The sequence below is a fragment of the Kribbia dieselivorans NBRC 106261 genome, from assembly GCF_001552435.1.
Classification (GTDB): Bacteria; Actinomycetota; Actinomycetes; order Actinomycetales; family Dermatophilaceae; genus Kribbia; species Kribbia dieselivorans.
In genome coordinates this window covers 1-15027 of sequence record NZ_BCRE01000153.1, presented here as the reverse complement: position 1 = coordinate 15027, position 15027 = coordinate 1, and the positions used below count along the sequence as shown (strand labels likewise).

17 protein-coding genes are annotated in these 15027 nt (G+C 69.4%); 15 read left to right on the top strand and 2 right to left on the bottom strand.

Annotated elements, in window-relative coordinates; genetic code table 11:
• The 12 genes from KD1_RS16885 to KD1_RS12435 all read left to right on the top strand — a co-directional run.
• The coding region (locus tag KD1_RS16885) for a hypothetical protein (RefSeq protein ID WP_169795393.1) at positions 1 to 215 on the top strand (215 nt) is incomplete at its 5' end.
• Between the two features lie 18 nt (positions 216 to 233).
• Positions 234 to 833 (top strand): recombination mediator RecR, encoded by a 600-nt coding sequence (gene recR, locus KD1_RS12485; RefSeq protein ID WP_068402386.1) that lies wholly within the window; start codon positions 234 to 236, stop codon positions 831 to 833.
• Positions 830 to 1417, top strand: coding sequence for a DUF5063 domain-containing protein (locus KD1_RS12480; RefSeq protein WP_068402384.1), 588 nt, complete (start codon positions 830 to 832; stop codon positions 1415 to 1417). Before recR ends, KD1_RS12480 begins: the two co-directional genes overlap by 4 nt.
• Before the next feature lie 73 nt (positions 1418 to 1490).
• Positions 1491 to 2753 carry an aspartate kinase gene (locus KD1_RS12475; protein WP_068402382.1) on the top strand — a complete coding sequence of 421 codons (1263 nt, stop codon included), beginning with the start codon at positions 1491 to 1493 and terminating at the stop codon, positions 2751 to 2753.
• Between the two features lie 14 nt (positions 2754 to 2767).
• A complete protein-coding gene (locus KD1_RS12470) occupies positions 2768 to 3850 on the top strand; it encodes an aspartate-semialdehyde dehydrogenase (protein WP_245627398.1) in 1083 nt (360 codons plus the stop codon).
• Positions 3851 to 4088: 238 nt separating this feature from the next.
• The gene (locus KD1_RS12465; RefSeq protein WP_068402380.1) at positions 4089 to 4979 is read left to right on the top strand and encodes a LytR C-terminal domain-containing protein; all 891 of its coding nucleotides are present in this window, start codon (positions 4089 to 4091) and stop codon (positions 4977 to 4979) included.
• Positions 4976 to 6178: a pyrophosphate--fructose-6-phosphate 1-phosphotransferase gene (locus KD1_RS12460; RefSeq protein WP_068402378.1), complete on the top strand. Its 1203-nt coding sequence runs from the start codon at positions 4976 to 4978 to the stop codon at positions 6176 to 6178. The genes KD1_RS12465 and KD1_RS12460 overlap by 4 nt, the downstream gene beginning before the upstream one ends.
• Before the next feature lie 62 nt (positions 6179 to 6240).
• Positions 6241 to 6912 carry a DUF2520 domain-containing protein gene (locus tag KD1_RS12455; protein WP_245627397.1) on the top strand — a complete coding sequence of 224 codons (672 nt, stop codon included), beginning with the start codon at positions 6241 to 6243 and terminating at the stop codon, positions 6910 to 6912.
• Positions 6912 to 7781: a pantoate--beta-alanine ligase gene (gene panC / locus KD1_RS12450; protein WP_068402374.1), complete on the top strand. Its 870-nt coding sequence runs from the start codon at positions 6912 to 6914 to the stop codon at positions 7779 to 7781. The genes KD1_RS12455 and panC overlap by 1 nt, the downstream gene beginning before the upstream one ends.
• A complete protein-coding gene (gene panD / locus KD1_RS12445) occupies positions 7781 to 8176 on the top strand; it encodes an aspartate 1-decarboxylase (protein WP_068402372.1) in 396 nt (131 codons plus the stop codon). The genes panC and panD overlap by 1 nt, the downstream gene beginning before the upstream one ends.
• Before the next feature lie 7 nt (positions 8177 to 8183).
• Positions 8184 to 9065 carry a 3-methyl-2-oxobutanoate hydroxymethyltransferase gene (gene panB / locus KD1_RS12440; RefSeq protein WP_068402370.1) on the top strand — a complete coding sequence of 294 codons (882 nt, stop codon included), beginning with the start codon at positions 8184 to 8186 and terminating at the stop codon, positions 9063 to 9065.
• A gap of 34 nt (positions 9066 to 9099) precedes the next feature.
• On the top strand, positions 9100 to 9828 hold the full coding sequence (locus tag KD1_RS12435; RefSeq protein ID WP_083542440.1) for a histidine phosphatase family protein: 729 nt from the start codon (positions 9100 to 9102) through the stop codon (positions 9826 to 9828).
• Positions 9829 to 9858: 30 nt separating this feature from the next.
• Here KD1_RS12435 and cutA read toward each other — a convergent pair whose 3' ends face one another.
• A complete protein-coding gene (gene cutA, locus KD1_RS12430) occupies positions 9859 to 10206 on the bottom strand; it encodes a divalent-cation tolerance protein CutA (protein WP_068402368.1) in 348 nt (115 codons plus the stop codon).
• Positions 10207 to 10592: 386 nt separating this feature from the next.
• Here cutA and KD1_RS12420 point away from each other — a divergent pair, with 386 nt between their 5' ends.
• Positions 10593 to 10940 (top strand): GNAT family N-acetyltransferase, encoded by a 348-nt coding sequence (locus KD1_RS12420; RefSeq protein ID WP_068402364.1) that lies wholly within the window; start codon positions 10593 to 10595, stop codon positions 10938 to 10940.
• A complete protein-coding gene (locus tag KD1_RS12415; protein WP_068402362.1) occupies positions 10937 to 11914 on the top strand; it encodes an asparaginase in 978 nt (325 codons plus the stop codon). The genes KD1_RS12420 and KD1_RS12415 overlap by 4 nt, the downstream gene beginning before the upstream one ends.
• A 21-nt stretch (positions 11915 to 11935) precedes the next feature.
• Here the strand turns inward: KD1_RS12415 and KD1_RS12410 are convergent, their stop codons facing one another.
• Entirely contained in the window at positions 11936 to 12868 is a 933-nt protein-coding gene (locus KD1_RS12410) for a cupredoxin domain-containing protein (RefSeq protein WP_068402360.1), read from the bottom strand.
• A 331-nt stretch (positions 12869 to 13199) separates the two neighbouring features.
• Between KD1_RS12410 and nhaA the strand changes: the two genes are divergently transcribed.
• Positions 13200 to 15027 (top strand): Na+/H+ antiporter NhaA (gene nhaA, locus KD1_RS12405; RefSeq protein WP_068402358.1); only part of this gene is annotated, 1828 nt, incomplete at its 3' end.

Below are 15027 nucleotides of genomic sequence, written 5' to 3'. Positions count from 1 at the left end.
CCACCGCGCCCGCGACGCCCGAGCCCGTGCGCCCGTGGGAGCGAGCCGCCGCGGCCCTGGCCGAGCAGGAGCCCGACGAACCCGACACCCCGCCGGCCGTGGACGACTCGGCCTGGAGCGTGGACGACGAGGACATCGAGGCCACCGGTGAGGTCGGTCAGGCGGTCATCGAGCGCATCCTCGGCGCCACCGTCATCGATGAGAGCCCGTCGTGAGGGCGTTAGGCTGATCTCGTGTACGAGGGTGTGGTCCAGGACCTGATCGATGAGCTCGGCCGACTCCCCGGGGTCGGGCCGAAGTCCGCTCAACGACTGGCCTTCCACCTGCTCCAGGCCGACGCCGCCGATGTCGAACGGCTCACCGCCGCCATCACCGAGGTCAAGGCCAAGGTCCGGTTCTGCGAGATCTGCGGCAACGTCGCCGAGGGTCAGACCTGCCGGATCTGCAACGATCCGCGCCGCGACGGCTCCGCGATCTGCGTCGTCGAGGAGCCCAAGGACGTTGTGGCGGTCGAACGCACCCGCGAGTTCCGTGGCCGGTACCACGTGCTCGGCGGAGCGATCAGCCCGCTCGACGGCATCGGGCCGGATTCGCTCCGGTTCACCGAACTCATGTCGCGACTGGCCTCCGGCGAAGTGCGAGAGGTCATCATCGCCACCGACCCCAATCTCGAGGGGGAGGCCACGGCCGCATACCTGGCCAGGCTGCTGCGCTCCTTCGAGGATGTGAAGGTCACCCGCCTTGCCTCCGGCCTGCCGGTCGGTGGCGACCTGGAATACGCCGACGAGGTGACCCTCGGCCGGGCGTTCGAGGGAAGGAAGACCCTGACATGACCGAACAACCCGAGGTCCCGGTCGTCGCCGTCCCCGACGACCTGCGTCTGCTCGCCGATGAATGTGCCGGTGAGGCCCAGCTCTACCTCGACACCGTCACCGACGTTGCCTCGGGGAACACCCCCGATGTGGCGATCTCGCTCAGCCTGCTCGCGCTCTCCCAGGTGCTGGCCATGGGGGCGCGGCTGGGCGCGATGCAGGACTTCGTGCCGCAGGAGCGCTTCGAGCCCGACTCTGGCCCGGAGCCCGAGGTCGACCCGCTGCGCAATGGTCTGGCCAACGTCCTCGAGGGCCTCGACGAGTACGCCGACCTCGTCGACCCGGTGACGTCCACCGAGGTGACCACCGGGCTGCTCTCCGTCGATCTGTCCTCCGTCGCCGCGGCGCTCTCGCACGGGCTGGCCCATCACCGTGCCGGGCGCGTGACCGAGGCACTGTGGTGGTGGCAGTTCTCGTACCTCAGCGACTGGGGCGACCGCGCCGCCATGGCGCTGCGGGTGCTGCAGGGCCTGCTGGCGCACATCCGCCTCGATGCCGACGACGAAATGGTGAGCGAGGCGCAGTTCGACGCGCTTCATCCCTGACGGGACGACCACCCGCCCATCGGCGGATCATCGCTACACTCACACCGCCCAGAACACCAAAGGGAGTGAACCTGTGACCCTGGTCGTCCAGAAGTACGGCGGATCGTCGCTGTCCGACGCCGAAAGCATCAAGCGCGTGGCGCACCGCATCGTCGAGACGGCCAAGGCCGGCAACGAGGTGTGCGTCGTGGTGTCGGCCATGGGTGACACCACCGACGAACTGCTCGACCTGGCCCAGGAGGTCAGCCCGCTGCCGCCGCCGCGCGAGATGGACATGCTCCTCACGGCCGGCGAGCGCATCTCCATGGCCCTGGTCGCGATGTCGATCGCCAACATCGGCCACACCGTGCGCTCGTTCACCGGCTCGCAGGCCGGTGTCATCACCGACGGTGAGCACGGCAAGGCCAAGATCATCGACGTCACCCCCGGGCGGATCCGCTCGGCCCTGGACGACGGTCACATCGTCATCGTCGCCGGGTTCCAGGGCGTGAGCCAGACGACCAAGGAGATCACCACCCTGGGCCGGGGCGGCTCCGACACCACGGCCGTGGCGCTCGCCGCTGCGCTGGGCGCCGATGTCTGCGAGATCTACAGCGACGTCGACGGCGTCTTCACCGCCGACCCGCGCATCGTCCCGACCGCCCGCAAGCTCGACCGCATCTCGCACGAGGAGATGCTCGAGCTCGCCGCGCACGGTGCCAAGATCCTCCACCTGCGGTGCGTCGAGTACGCCCGCCGCTACAACATGCCGATCCACGTGCGCTCTTCCTTCTCCCACAAGGAAGGCACCTGGGTGACCACCGAAGGAGAGAACGTGGAAGAGCCGATCATCGCCGGAGTCACGCACGACCGCCACGAGGCCAAGGTCACGATCATCGGCGTGCCGGACAGCCCGGGGCACGCGGCCGAGATCTTCCAGGCCCTCGCCACCGCGCGGATCAACGTCGACATCATCGTCCAGAACGTCTCGGCGGTGGAGACCGGTCTGACCGACATCTCCTTCACCCTCAACGGCTCCGAGGGCCAGACGGCGATGGAGGTCCTCAACGCCATCCAGGCCAAGGTCGGCTTCGACTCCCTCGTCTACGACGACCAGATCGGTCAGGTCTCCCTCGTCGGCGCCGGCATGCGCACTAACCCCGGCGTGTCTGCGACGTTCTTCACCGCCCTGGCCGACGCCGGCATCAACATCGAGATGATCTCCACCTCCGAGATTCGGATCTCCGTGGTGACCCGGGTCGACCGCCTCGACGACGCTGTGCGGGCGCTGCACACCGCGTTCGGGCTCGACAGCGAGTCCGGCGAGGCCGTCGTCTACGGCGGCACCGGCCGCTGAGCGCGGCCGACATCGTGTTGGGGGGCGAGAATACGCCGACCGGGCCGACGTTGGCGCTGGTCGGCGCGACCGGGCGGTTCGCGCGGGCCGTGACACAGGTGCTCGCGATGCGGGCCGACTGCTGGGGTGAGGTCCGGCTGCTGTCGGACCGCCCGTCGGCGACCACGCTGACCGTGCGTGGCCGGGAGCAGAACGTCGAGACCCTCACGCCGGCGGCGTTCGCCGGGGTCGACGTGGCGTTGTTCAACCTCGACGAGCACGCGAGCCGGCACTGGGCACCCATCGCCGTCGCGGCCGGTGCCGTCGTCATCGATGCGAGCAGTGGCCACCGCTATGCGGACGACGTGCCGCTGGTCGTGCCCGAGGTCAATGCCGCGGCGATCAAGGACCGCCCCCGCGGCATCGTCGCCATCCCCGGCCCGGTGGGGCTGACGCTCATCGACGCGGCGTTCACGCTCCATCAGGGGTGGGATCTCGCCGGGCTCGTCGTCACCGCCCTGGTCGCGGCAGCCTCCCCGGGCCAACGCGGCGTCGACCGGCTGCGGCTCGAGACCACGGCCCTCGTCGACGATCCGACGATCGGTCAACAGGCCGGAGACGTGCGTGCGGCCTTGGCCGATCTGCCCACCGATTCGCCGTTCCCGGCTCCGCTGGCGTTCAACGTCATCCCGTGGGTGGGGGACCCGCGCGAGGGCGGGTGGACCTCGCTCGAGGACAAGCTCGCGATCGAGACTCGCAAGGTGCTTGATCTGCCGGACCTGTCGATGGCCGTGACCTGTGTGCAGGTGCCGGTGACCTCGACGCACTCGTTGTCGGTCCATGCGACGTTCCGCCGCCGGGTCAAGGTCGAGCAGGCCCAGTCCGCGATCATCCAGGCTCCCGCCATGGTCCTGCTCAACGACGCGCAGGGACGCGAGTTCCCCACCCCCGTGGATGCCGTCGGGGTCGATCCACGTTTCGTCGGCCGTGTGCGCCAAGCCTCCGATCAAGCCAATACACTGGACTTGTTCATCTGCGCTGATTCCCTCCGTCGGGGTGCCAACGCACTGGTCCAGACCGCGGAACTCCTCTTCACCGAGGGCGATTCGGCAGTCTGACCAGCATGTGGACATCTTGCGGGTGTGGTGCAACCGACCTTGGGTGGTACCTCGTCTGTGAGAGCAGTGGTGCAAGCGCAACGTCACCGGGGACAAGCCAACGTGACCCAATCGGTACACGACATGGCCTGTTACTGATGTGATTGTTGTGACTGGTGGTGCATCATGTGGTTCGGTAGTGGATTCGTTCGGTGGGCGAGGGGTAGAGGTGGACCAGGACAGGCAGGATCCTCGGGTGATGGGTAACGACGCGTTGTTTCGCGCCGTGCCCCTCGAGGAGTTGCCCGAGGGCATGGCGGGGGAGTACAAGAAGCGGCGTCTGCGCCGTTTCCTCCTCTTGGTGACCCTTCCCGGCCTCGTGCTCGGCACCGGCACCGTCGCCACCGCCTACTCCACCGGGCTCCTCGGCGCCGAGAAGGAGGCGCCCTGCGTCTCGGTGACGACGACCGCCCCCAAGCGCGGCACGTTCGACATCTCCGTGGTCAACTCCAACGACGTGGCCGGCCAGGGCGCCGACGTGGCCAAGCAATTGACCAACCGCGACTTCAAGGTCACCCGCATCGGCAACGCCCCGGACAGCGTGTACATCAAGGGCGTCGCGACCATCTACCACGGCAAGGACGGTCTCGACGGCGCCCTCCTGCTTCAGAAGCAGATGCCCGGAGCCGAGTTGTGGGACGACTCGCGCCCCGGCACCGGCGTCGAGGTCGTCCTCGGCCACGGCTTCAAGCGCCTGCGCAAGGAGGCCCCCAAGCCGGCCCCGGCCCCCAGTCAGATCAAGGTCAACGTCTACAACACGACGTACAAGGAAGGCCTGGCCAAGCAGATCGCCGGCCAGTTGGAGAAGCGCCGCTTCAAGATCGGCGAGGTCTCCCAGGACCCGCAGTTGGCCTGGTACGCCGACGACACCGCGGTGATCCGCTTCGGCCCGGATGGTGAGGAGCGCGCCAAGCGACTCCAGGAGCACGTTCCCGGCGTGCGACTGATGCGCGATGACCGATCTGGTGCCACACTCGACCTGGTGCTGGGCGCGAAGTTCACAGCTCTCACACCGGCCTCGAAGATCCCCGAGGTGAAGCCGTTCGTCCGCAAGGCGGAGACGATCGAAAGGCCCTGCCCGACATCATGACCGTGAAAACCGTCGCCATGCTCACCGCTGGCGGGCTTGCTCCCTGTCTGTCCTCGGCTGTCGGCGGTTTGATCGAGAAGTACACCGCCGTGGCCCCCGACGTGCGCATCATCGGCTACACCAACGGGTACGCCGGGCTGTTGCAGGGCCAGTACCTCGAGGTCGATGCCGAGGTGCGCGCCACCGCCGGCCGGCTTCACCGATTTGGCGGATCGCCGTTGGGCAACTCGCGCGTCAAGCTCACCAACGTCGACGATCTCGTCGCCCGCGGCCTCGTCCCGGCCGGCGCGAACCCGCTCCAGGTGGCCGCCGACCAGCTCGTCAAGGACGGTGTCGACGTCCTGCACACCATCGGTGGCGACGACACGAACACGACGGCCGCCGACCTCGCGGCCTACCTCAAGGAGCACGACTACGACCTGCAGGTCGTCGGGCTGCCCAAGACGATCGACAACGACATCGTGCCGATCGCCCAGTCGCTGGGGGCGTGGACCGCGGCCGCGCAGAGTGCCCTGTACGCGCGCAACATCGTCGCCGAGCACTCCTCCAACCCGCGCATGCTCATCGTCCACGAGATCATGGGCCGCAACTGCGGCTGGCTGACCGCGGCCACGGCGATGAAGTACCGCGAGTGGCTCGATGGGCAGGAGTTCGTGCCCGGCATCGGCAACGACCGCCGCCGGTGGGACATCCACGCCGTGTTCGTGCCCGAGCAGCACATCGACATCGAGGCCGAGTCCGCCCGGCTGCGCGCGGTCATGGACGAGATCGGTTGCGTCAACATCTTCCTCTCCGAGGGCGCGGGCGTGGCCGACATCGTCGCCGAGCTCGAGGCCTCCGGCCAGGAGGTGCCACGCGACCCGTTCGGCCACGTCAAGCTCGACAAGGTCAACCCGGGGCAGTACTTCGCGCAGACGTTCGCCGAGAAACTCGGGGCGCAGAAGTCGATGGTGCAGAAGTCGGGGTACTTCTCTCGTTCGGCGGCCGCCAACGAGACCGACCTGGCGCTGATCAAGCAGTGCACGGATCACGCGGTTGACGCGGCGCTGGCCGGTGAGTCGGGCGTCGTCGGGCAGGACGAGGAGCGCGGCAACGAACTGCGGACCATCGAGTTCGAGCGCATCGCCGGGCACAAGGCCTTCGACGCGGACGTCGACTGGTTCACCGCGATCCTCGACGACATCGGGCAGACGCACTGACCCCGAACTTCCCGGAGCGCGGATCGGTCGCCATCGTCGGTGCCGGCCGGGTCGGCACGGCGTTGGCCGCCGCCCTGCGCGCCGCCGGATGGTCGGTCGACGGCCCGACCGGACGAGGCTCCGACCCGTCGGCCGACATCGTGCTGCTGTGCGTGCCCGACGCCCAGATCGCCGCGGCGGCGGCCGCCGTGACCCCGCGGGCCGGGCGTCTCGTCGGGCATTGCTCCGGCGCGACCGGGCTCGACGTCCTCGCCCCGCACGAGGCGTTCAGCCTCCACCCGCTCATGACCGTCCCGCGCACCGGAGCGCAGTTCGCCGGAGTCACCGCGGCCGTCGCCGGATCGACCGCCCACGCCCAGGACGTGGCCACCGACCTCGCGCTGGCGCTGGACATGCGGCCCACCCCGATCGCCGACGCCGACCGGGTGGCGTACCACGCAGCGGCCTCGATCGCCTCGAACTTCCTCCTCACCCTCGAGGACCTGGCCGAACGACTCTCCGCCACCGCCGGCCTGCCACGTGACCGGCTCGTGCCGATCGTGCGCGCGACGGTCGAGAACTGGGCCGAGACCGGGGCAGCGCCGTCGCTGACCGGGCCGGTGGCGCGCGGCGATGAGAGTACGATTCTTCGTCAACGCGCTGTTGTCGCACAGCGCAGCCCACAGGATCTGGAGCTGTTCGACGCCCTGGTCGCCGCCACCCGTCGGCTCGCCGGTCGTCGGGAGGAGAACTGATGCAGACGGTGCACACCGTCCACGCCCTGCGTGAGGTCGTCGCGACGGCCCGGGCCGCGGGGCAACGGATCGGCTTCGTGCCGACGATGGGGGCCCTGCACGAGGGGCACCTGTCACTGATCCGGGCGGCCAGAGCCGCCTGCGACCTCGTCGTCATCTCCGTGTTCGTCAACCCCACCCAGTTCAACGAGGCCGCCGACCTCGCCGCCTACCCGCGCGATCCCGCCCGGGACGCCGACCTCGCCGCCGGTGCCGGCGCCGATCTCCTGTTCCTGCCCGAGGTCGAGGAGATGTACCCCGACGGCTTCGCCACGACCATCAGCGTGCGCGGTGTCAGCGAACCCTTCGAGGGCGCCCAGCGCGGCGCCACCCACTTCGACGGCGTCGCGACCGTGGTGGCCAAACTCCTCATCGCCGTCGGCCCCGACGCCGCCTACTTCGGCCAGAAGGACGCCCAACAGGTCGCCGTCGTCACGCGGCTCGTACTCGACCTGGGCCTGCCGGTCGAGATCGTCGCGGTACCGACCATGCGCGAACCCGACGGGCTGGCCATGTCGAGCCGCAACACCCGCCTCGCCCCGACCGACCGGCACCAGGCGCTCGCCCTCAAGGCGGGTCTCGACGCGGTCGCCACGGCCCTGGCAGAGGGGGCCGATCCGCGCTCCGCCGAACGGGCCGGCGTGGCCGTCATGCGCGAGCGTGGGGTCGACCCGGAATATCTCGATGTTGTGAATCCAGCCACGTTTGCCCCCGCAGAGGGAACGAACACCCCCACTCTTGTCGTTACGGCAGCCAGAGTCGGACCGGTCCGGCTCCTCGACAATCTGCTCATCCCGCCGACAACCCTCATTTCGGAGAAGAACGTCTGATGCAGCGCACCATGCTCAAGTCCAAGATCCACCGCGCGACCGTCACCGACGCCGACCTGCATTACGTCGGTTCCATCACTATCGACCCCGACCTGCTTGAGGCCGCGGACATCTGCGAGTTCGAGCAGGTTGCGGTCGTCAACGTCGACAACGGGGCCCGCTTCGAGACCTACACCATCCTCGGGGAGCGCGGCAGCGGCCAGATGAAGGTCAACGGCGCGGCCGCCCGCCTCGTCGCCCGTGGCGACACGATCATCGTCATCTCCTATGCCCAGTACGACCGCGCCGAGATGGCCGACTACGAGCCCGTCGTCGTCCACGTCGAGGCGGGCACCAACGCGATCATCGACGTCGACGCCGAGGTCAGCACGCTGCTGACCAGTTCGGCGCGGTGACCGGGCGGTGTCCACCCGCCCACGACCCGATGCCCGCCCCCGCACGACGCTCCCGGGCCTGAGGGCGAAGAAGCAGGCAGGGGAGAAGGTCGTCATGGTCACGGCCTACGACTACCCGGCGGCGTTGGCGGCCGATGAGGCCGGCATCGACCTGGTCCTCGTCGGTGACTCCGGCGCGATGACCGTGCTCGGCTACGATTCGACGGTCCCGGTGTCCGTCGAGGAGATGCTCATGCTCACCGCGGCCGTGCGTCGCGGCCTGACGAGCGCGTTCCTCGTCGCCGATCTGCCCTTCGGGTCGTACGAGATCAGCGACGCCCAGGCCGTCGCCACGGCGCTCCGGTTCGTCAAGGAGGCCGGCGCGGACGCGGTCAAGCTCGAGGGCGGCGCGCCGATGCAGATCGCCCGGGTCGAGGCGATCATCGCGGCAGGTATCCCGGTCATGGGCCACGTCGGGCTGACCCCGCAGACCGCCACGGCGCTGGGTGGGTACAAGGCCCAGGGCCGCTCGGCCGCCGCCGCCCAACGGGTCACGCAGGAGGCGCTCGCGCTCCAGGCCGCCGGCTGCTTCGCGATCGTGTTCGAGGCCATCCCCGCCGATCTGTCGGCCGAGGTCATGCCGGCCATGGACACGGCCGTCATCATCGGCATCGGGGCCGGAGCGTCGACCGACGGCCAGGTGCTCGTCTTCCACGATCTCCTGGGTCTGGGCAGCGGGGGAGCAGCCAAGTTCGTCAAGCGGTACGCCGATCTGCACACCGCCACGCTCGAGGGGCTGGAGGCCTACGCGAGCGAGGTGCGCGCGGGCTCCTACCCGGCGGCCGAGCACACCTACGCCATGGATCCGCAGGAGCTGTCCGCCTTCCGGGCCTGGCACGCCGGGCGATGACACGGCCGGAGCGCGGTTGGGGCAGGATCGTCGTATGCGCCTGATCTTCGTCCGCCACGGCCAGACCCCCTCGAACGTCCAGCACCTGCTCGACACCGCCGTGCCCGGCCCGGGCCTGACCGAGCTCGGGCGCGAGCAGGCCGCAGCCCTGCCGGAGGCGTTCACCGGCATCGATCTGTCCGCGATCTACGTCTCCGACCTCATCCGAACCCACGAGACCGCCGCGGCGTTGGCGGCCGCGCGGGGGCTCTCCCCGATCGAGCGGGGTGGGCTGCGCGAGATCTCGGCCGGGGACTTCGAGATGAGCGGCACGTTCGAGGCCATCAGCGCCTACCACGAGGCCACCGGGGCGTGGGTCAGCGGCGACCTCGACGTGCGCCTGCCCGGTGGTGAGGACGGGCACGAGGTGCTGGGCCGGTTCGACGAGGTCGTCAGTGAGATCTGCGGCAACGGTCACGACACCGTCGCGGTGGTCTCGCACGGAGCGGTGCTGCGCACGTGGGTCGGGGCGCGCGCGACGAACATCTCGGCGGACTTCATCGCCACCAACTTCCTGAGCAACACCGGGGTGATCGTCGTCGAGGGCACCTTCGGGCAGGAGTGGCGCACCCTCATGTGGGACGGGAACCCGATCGGCGGCTTCCCGTACGACGACGCCCACGACGGACCGGCCGGTGACAGCTTCCGGAGTCTGTGGCGCGGCAACGGCAGCCGCCTGGGCGTCAGTGCCGCGGCGGATGAGGCCGAACGTTTCGGCGGCTGAGCCCACGGCGCTCCGAATCGCGGTATCAGGTCACCGCGCCGGACCGACGCTCTCGAAGATCCACCGCACATAGGCCGGCTCGGCGCTGCTGATCGGCAGGACCAGAATGCAGGGCACGTCGTACGGATGATCGCGCTTGATCCGCGTGGTGACCTTCTCGGCCATCGCGGACGTCGTGTGCAGCGCGGCGCGGCCCTCCTCGGCGTGCTCCACGACCCCCTCCCACCGGTAGGACGAGCGGATGTCACTGACCTGACCGCAGGCGATGAGACCCTCGGCGACGAGGTCGGGGATCAGGGCGCCGATGTACCCGGGCGGTCCCGTCACGACGATCTCCACGACCGCGGGCTGCACGGTCAACACTCTCCGGACGATCACGACTCCTCCTTCTTGCGGGCGGGCGAGACCCCGACCTCACCGTGCTCCGACTCATGGGTCACGCCTTCGACAAGACCGACGGTCAAGGATGTCAGAACCCTCCCGCCCGCGCGGCGATGGGCAAGGCCGTCGTCGGTCTCGGCGACGAGGCCGCACGAGGTTCTCCTTTGCTGGGGACTCATCGATCCTGTCGGCCGCCTGGCAACGCCCGGCCAACCGTTGGCCGAACAGGCCGTGACAACTACGTGAATAAGGCGATCTCCGTGCAGTTGCCCCGAAGGTCACACCTTCGACAAGGTGGCTACGCAAAGGTCATGAAACCCCTCCGGGCACCGCGGCGACGGGCACACTGGGGGCTCCGGACCCACCCGACCAGGAGGCCAGCCGTGTCCGTTACCGTGCGAGACAACCCCGACAAGAGCCGATTCGAGGTGCTGCTCGACGACGAGGTCGCCGGGTTCATCGACTACTCGATCGCCGATGGGCGCATCACGATGATCCACACCGAGGTTGACCCGAAGTTCAACGGCCGCGGACTCGGCCGCGAACTCGTGACCTACGCCCTCGAGGACGCCCGCCGGCGCCATCTCGGCGTCGTGCCGGTCTGCCCCTACGTGCGCCGGACCATCGCGAAGAACCCCGAGCAGTACCTCGACCTGGTCCCGGCCGACCAGCGGGCGCGCTTCGACCTCCCGGCGGCCGACGGCGACGCGGAGCCCGCCGCGGTGTCGTGACGCGCGTTCACGTCATCGGCACCGGCGGCACGATCGCCTCACGCTCCGGGGGTGCCGGGGGCGGGGCCGTGGCCGCCGATGCCGTGACCGACGTCCTCGAGACGTCCGCGCCACCGACGGGCATCGACGTCACCGCGGAGGACCTGCTCTCCCAGGGCAGTTTCCGGCTGACCTTGGCCGACCTGCGGCGGATCGCCCAGGCGGCCGTGACGCGGGCGGCCGATCCCGACATCGACGGCGTGGTCGTCACGCACGGCACGGACACGATGGAGGAGAGCGCCTTCCTCGTCGACCTCGTCAACGACACGGACACGCCCGTGGTGTTCACCGGAGCGCAGCGCGCAGCCGACCACGCGGACACCGACGGTCCGCGCAACCTGCGCCACTCCGTCGCGGTCGCCGCCGATCCGCGCTGCCGGGGGTTGGGGGCGATGGTCTGCTTCGACGGTCGGGTGCAGGGCGCTCGCGGTGTGCGCAAGGCCCACACGATGGCCAGCCAGCCCTTCGCGGGCGGTGCCCTCGTGGGGGAGTTTCGCGGCGACGAGTTCGATCTGAGCGCTCGGCCGGCGCGGCCGACACCCCGGCCACTGCCCGGAGCGTCGTTCGACGAGACCCGGGTCGACATCGTCGTCGCGTATCCGGGCTCCGATCCTGAGGATCTGCGTGTGGCCCGCAGCCGAGGGGCTGTGGGCGTGGTCCTGGCCGGCACCGGGGTGGGCAACGCCGGACCGGGCTACGCCGAGGCGGTGGCCGACCTCGTGGCCTCGGGGATCGCCGTGGTGCTGAGTTCGCGGGTGATGGCCGGGCCGGTGCTGGGCGTGTACGGCCGCGGCGGTGGTGTCGATCTGTTGGCCGCGGGCGCGACCAGCGCCGGCCACCTCAATCCCTTCCAGTCGCGAATCCTCGCGGCCGTGCTGCTGTCCTCCGGACCGTCGTTGACGGATTTTGCGGCGGAGTTCAGCCGATTGCGGTAGCCGGCGCCGGCGGTCGATCGATCAGCGGACGATCACCTTTCCCATCATGCCCATGCCGTCGTGCAGGGCGCAGATGTAGTGGAACGTGCCCTTCTTGTTGAACGTCACGGTGAACGTGCTGGGCAGCGGGCCCGATCCCGGCGGCAGCAGGATGCCCGAGCTCAGGTCACCGCCGGTGAAGTTCGCCGGGTTGCCGACGCGCTGGAACGGGTTGGCCGGTTCCTGGCCGAACGTGACGGTGTGCGGGATGTCCGCGTGGTTCATCGCCATGTCGAACGTGACCTTCTCACCCTTGTGGATGCGCACGGTCGGGCGGATGAATCGCATGACCAGGGCCTTCTCGTTGGCGGCACCGACGAACACGTGGTGCTTGGTCGCCATGGACTGAGCGTGGGCCTTGGCCTGGTGGCCGGCGGCCAGGGCGATGGCCTTCTCCTTGTTGGCCTGGGCGTTGTACTGCTGCTGGGAGAACGGGTACGCGGTACCCGCGGCCCGCACATGCACGGTGCCCATCATCATCTGGCCGTGGACGTAGCAGACGTACTGGTAGTCACCGGGGCCGGTGAACGTGAGGCTGTACTTCATCACCTCACCGGGGTCGGTCGACATGATGCCGGAGTTGCGGAACTGACCCGGGGCGCTGATGGTCGTGTCCGGGGTGGGCGTGACCATGTACGCCAGGGACGGGTCGCCGGGGTTGAACGGCACGATCGGGGTCTGGGCGTTGAAGAAGCTGACGGTGTGGATCTCGGCGGCGTTGGCATTCCAATGCACCGTGTCACCGGTGTTGTTCCAGATCTCCTTGGGACCGAAGGCCATGCCCTGGATGCCCATGTTGTGGGATTCCTGGCCGACCTGGACGGTCCACGAACGAGCCGTGGGGGTGGCTGCCGTGGCCGTTGCCGGGCCCAGGCCGGTGGAGACGAGGAGCGCGGCGAACAGCAGGCCGAGCATTCTCAGGAGTGCGGAGTGTGCGCGAGGAATTGCTGCGTGAGTAAACATCCCAAAGGTCCTTCTGGGAGAGGCACGAGGTGGCGCCGGTGGGTGAGGACCCAGACGGCGGGACTGCGGGCAGGTGGGCGCGGGGACGACCGGGCCTACTGGCGCTGGAGCGAGAGGTCAGGGGACCGTCATCGGCTAGGTGGCGTGATCCACGTCACCCATGGTGCGCCCGTGACCGTTCCGTTGTCATCAGGTTGGCGAAGATGACTTCCTGCCGGGCCGTACCGTGTTCTCGGGGCGATGGGCTCCACGACCTTCGAGAAGGCGAACCATGATCCTTCGCATGCCGACCACGCGCTCCCAGACGCGAGCGAAACGGCGCTCCCTGGCGGCACAGTTGTCCGCGCCCGTCCGCTCGTTCCTGCACACGGAGGCCGGTGGCGCGGGCATTCTTCTCGCCGCCACCGCCCTGGCCCTGGCGTGGGCCAACTCGCCGTGGTCGGGCGTGTACTTCCGGCTCTGGTCGACGCCGGCGGCGATCTCCCTGGGGCCGTGGAACCTGTCGATGAGTCTGGGCCACTGGGTCAACGACGGCCTGATGGCCCTGTTCTTCTTCGTCATCGGCCTCGAGGTGCGGCGGGAGTTCTCGGTCGGCGAGTTGACCAACCCGCGGCGTGCGGCCATCCCCATGGTTGCGGCCCTGGGCGGCCTGATCCTGCCCGCCCTGATCTATCTCGCGTTCCTCCCCTCGGGGGACGCGTCGGCCGGGTGGGGCGTGGTCATCGGCACCGACACCGCGTTCATGCTCGGCGCCCTGGCGGTGGTCGGCCCGACCTTCGCGACGCAACTACGCATCTTCCTGTTGACCCTGACGGTCATCGACGACATCGTCGCGGTCAGCGTCATCGGCCTGTTCTACAGCGACGCCCTCGACGTGACCGCGCTCCTGATCATGCTGGTCTTCGCCGTCGCCATGGGCGTCATGAGCCGGATCGGCGTGTGGCAGTCGGCCCCGTACATCCTCGTCGGGTTGGCGATGTGGCTCGCCACGCTGCAGGCGGGTCTGCACGCCTCGATCGCCGGCATGCTCGGCGGGCTGCTCGTCGGGGCGACCGCCCCGGCCCGCGAGGACGTTGAGGGTGCCGCGAAACGGTTTCGCGCCTTCCGCCAATCGCCCGATGTGGAGGTCGGCCACTCCGCACGCCTCGGGCTGGTCCGGGCCGTGTCGGTCAACGAACGCCTCCAGCTCAACCTGCACCCATGGACGAGTTTCGTCATCGTCCCGCTCTTCGCCCTGGCCAACGCCGGCGTCGATCTACGTCACGGCGTGCTCCAGGACGCCCTGACCTCCACGGTGACGTGGGCCGTCGTCGTCGCACTCGTCGTCGGCAAGTTTCTCGGGATCGGGCTGACGTCGGTGGCCGCGGTGCGCGCCCGTCTGGGGCAGTTGCCGATCGGTGTCGGCTTCGGTCACGTCTTCGGCGGTGCCGCGCTCTCGGGCATCGGCTTCACGGTGTCGCTGCTCATCATCGGGCTGGCGTTCACCGACCAGCGTCTGCGCAACGAGGCCACCGTCGGTGTGCTCATCGCGGCCGTGGTCGCCACTGCGCTGGGCTGGGCCGTCTTCCGCATCGCCGCGCGGTGGGGACAGACCGACGCCGATCTGCCGCGCCGGCTGGACCGTGGCGTCGACACCGCGACCGACCACGTTCAGGGCCCCAACGACGCTCCGCTGACCCTCGTCGAGTACGGCGACTTCGAGTGCCCGTTCTGCGCGCGCACGACCGGGGTCATCGACGAACTTCAGGAGCGATTCGGCGCCGACCTGCGGTATGTCTTCCGGCATCTGCCGCTGGTCGACGTGCATCCGCATGCCGAGGTCGCCTCCCGCGCGGCCGAGGCTGCCGGCGCGCAGGGCCGCTTCTGGGAGATGCACGACGTGCTCTTCGCCCACCAGGACGAGCTCGAGTACGAGGACCTCGCCGGGTACGCCGCCGACATCGGTCTGGACGTCGAGGAGTTCCTGCGCGATCTCGACTCACCGGAGGTGGCGGCCCGGGTGCGGGTCGACGTCGCGAGCGCGGAGGCGAGCGGGGCGCGCGGGACCCCGACGTTCTTCATCGGCGAGGCCCGCCACACCGGCCCGCACGACACGGAAACCCTCGCCACCG

What these genes read in the sequence shown, in the direction of transcription:
- panC (WP_068402374.1), top strand. Translation starts at nt 6,912, where the DNA reads ATGCAGACGGTGCACACCGTCCACGCCCTGCGTGAGGTCGTCGCGACG.
- KD1_RS12460 (WP_068402378.1), top strand. Translation starts at nt 4,976, where the DNA reads ATGACCGTGAAAACCGTCGCCATGCTCACCGCTGGCGGGCTTGCTCCC.
- panD (WP_068402372.1), top strand. Translation starts at nt 7,781, where the DNA reads ATGCAGCGCACCATGCTCAAGTCCAAGATCCACCGCGCGACCGTCACC.
- KD1_RS12480 (WP_068402384.1), top strand. Translation starts at nt 830, where the DNA reads ATGACCGAACAACCCGAGGTCCCGGTCGTCGCCGTCCCCGACGACCTG.
- KD1_RS12465 (WP_068402380.1), top strand. Translation starts at nt 4,089, where the DNA reads ATGGGTAACGACGCGTTGTTTCGCGCCGTGCCCCTCGAGGAGTTGCCC.
- KD1_RS12435 (WP_083542440.1), top strand. Translation starts at nt 9,100, where the DNA reads ATGCGCCTGATCTTCGTCCGCCACGGCCAGACCCCCTCGAACGTCCAG.
- KD1_RS12410 (WP_068402360.1), bottom strand. Translation starts at nt 12,868, where the DNA reads ATGCTCGGCCTGCTGTTCGCCGCGCTCCTCGTCTCCACCGGCCTGGGC.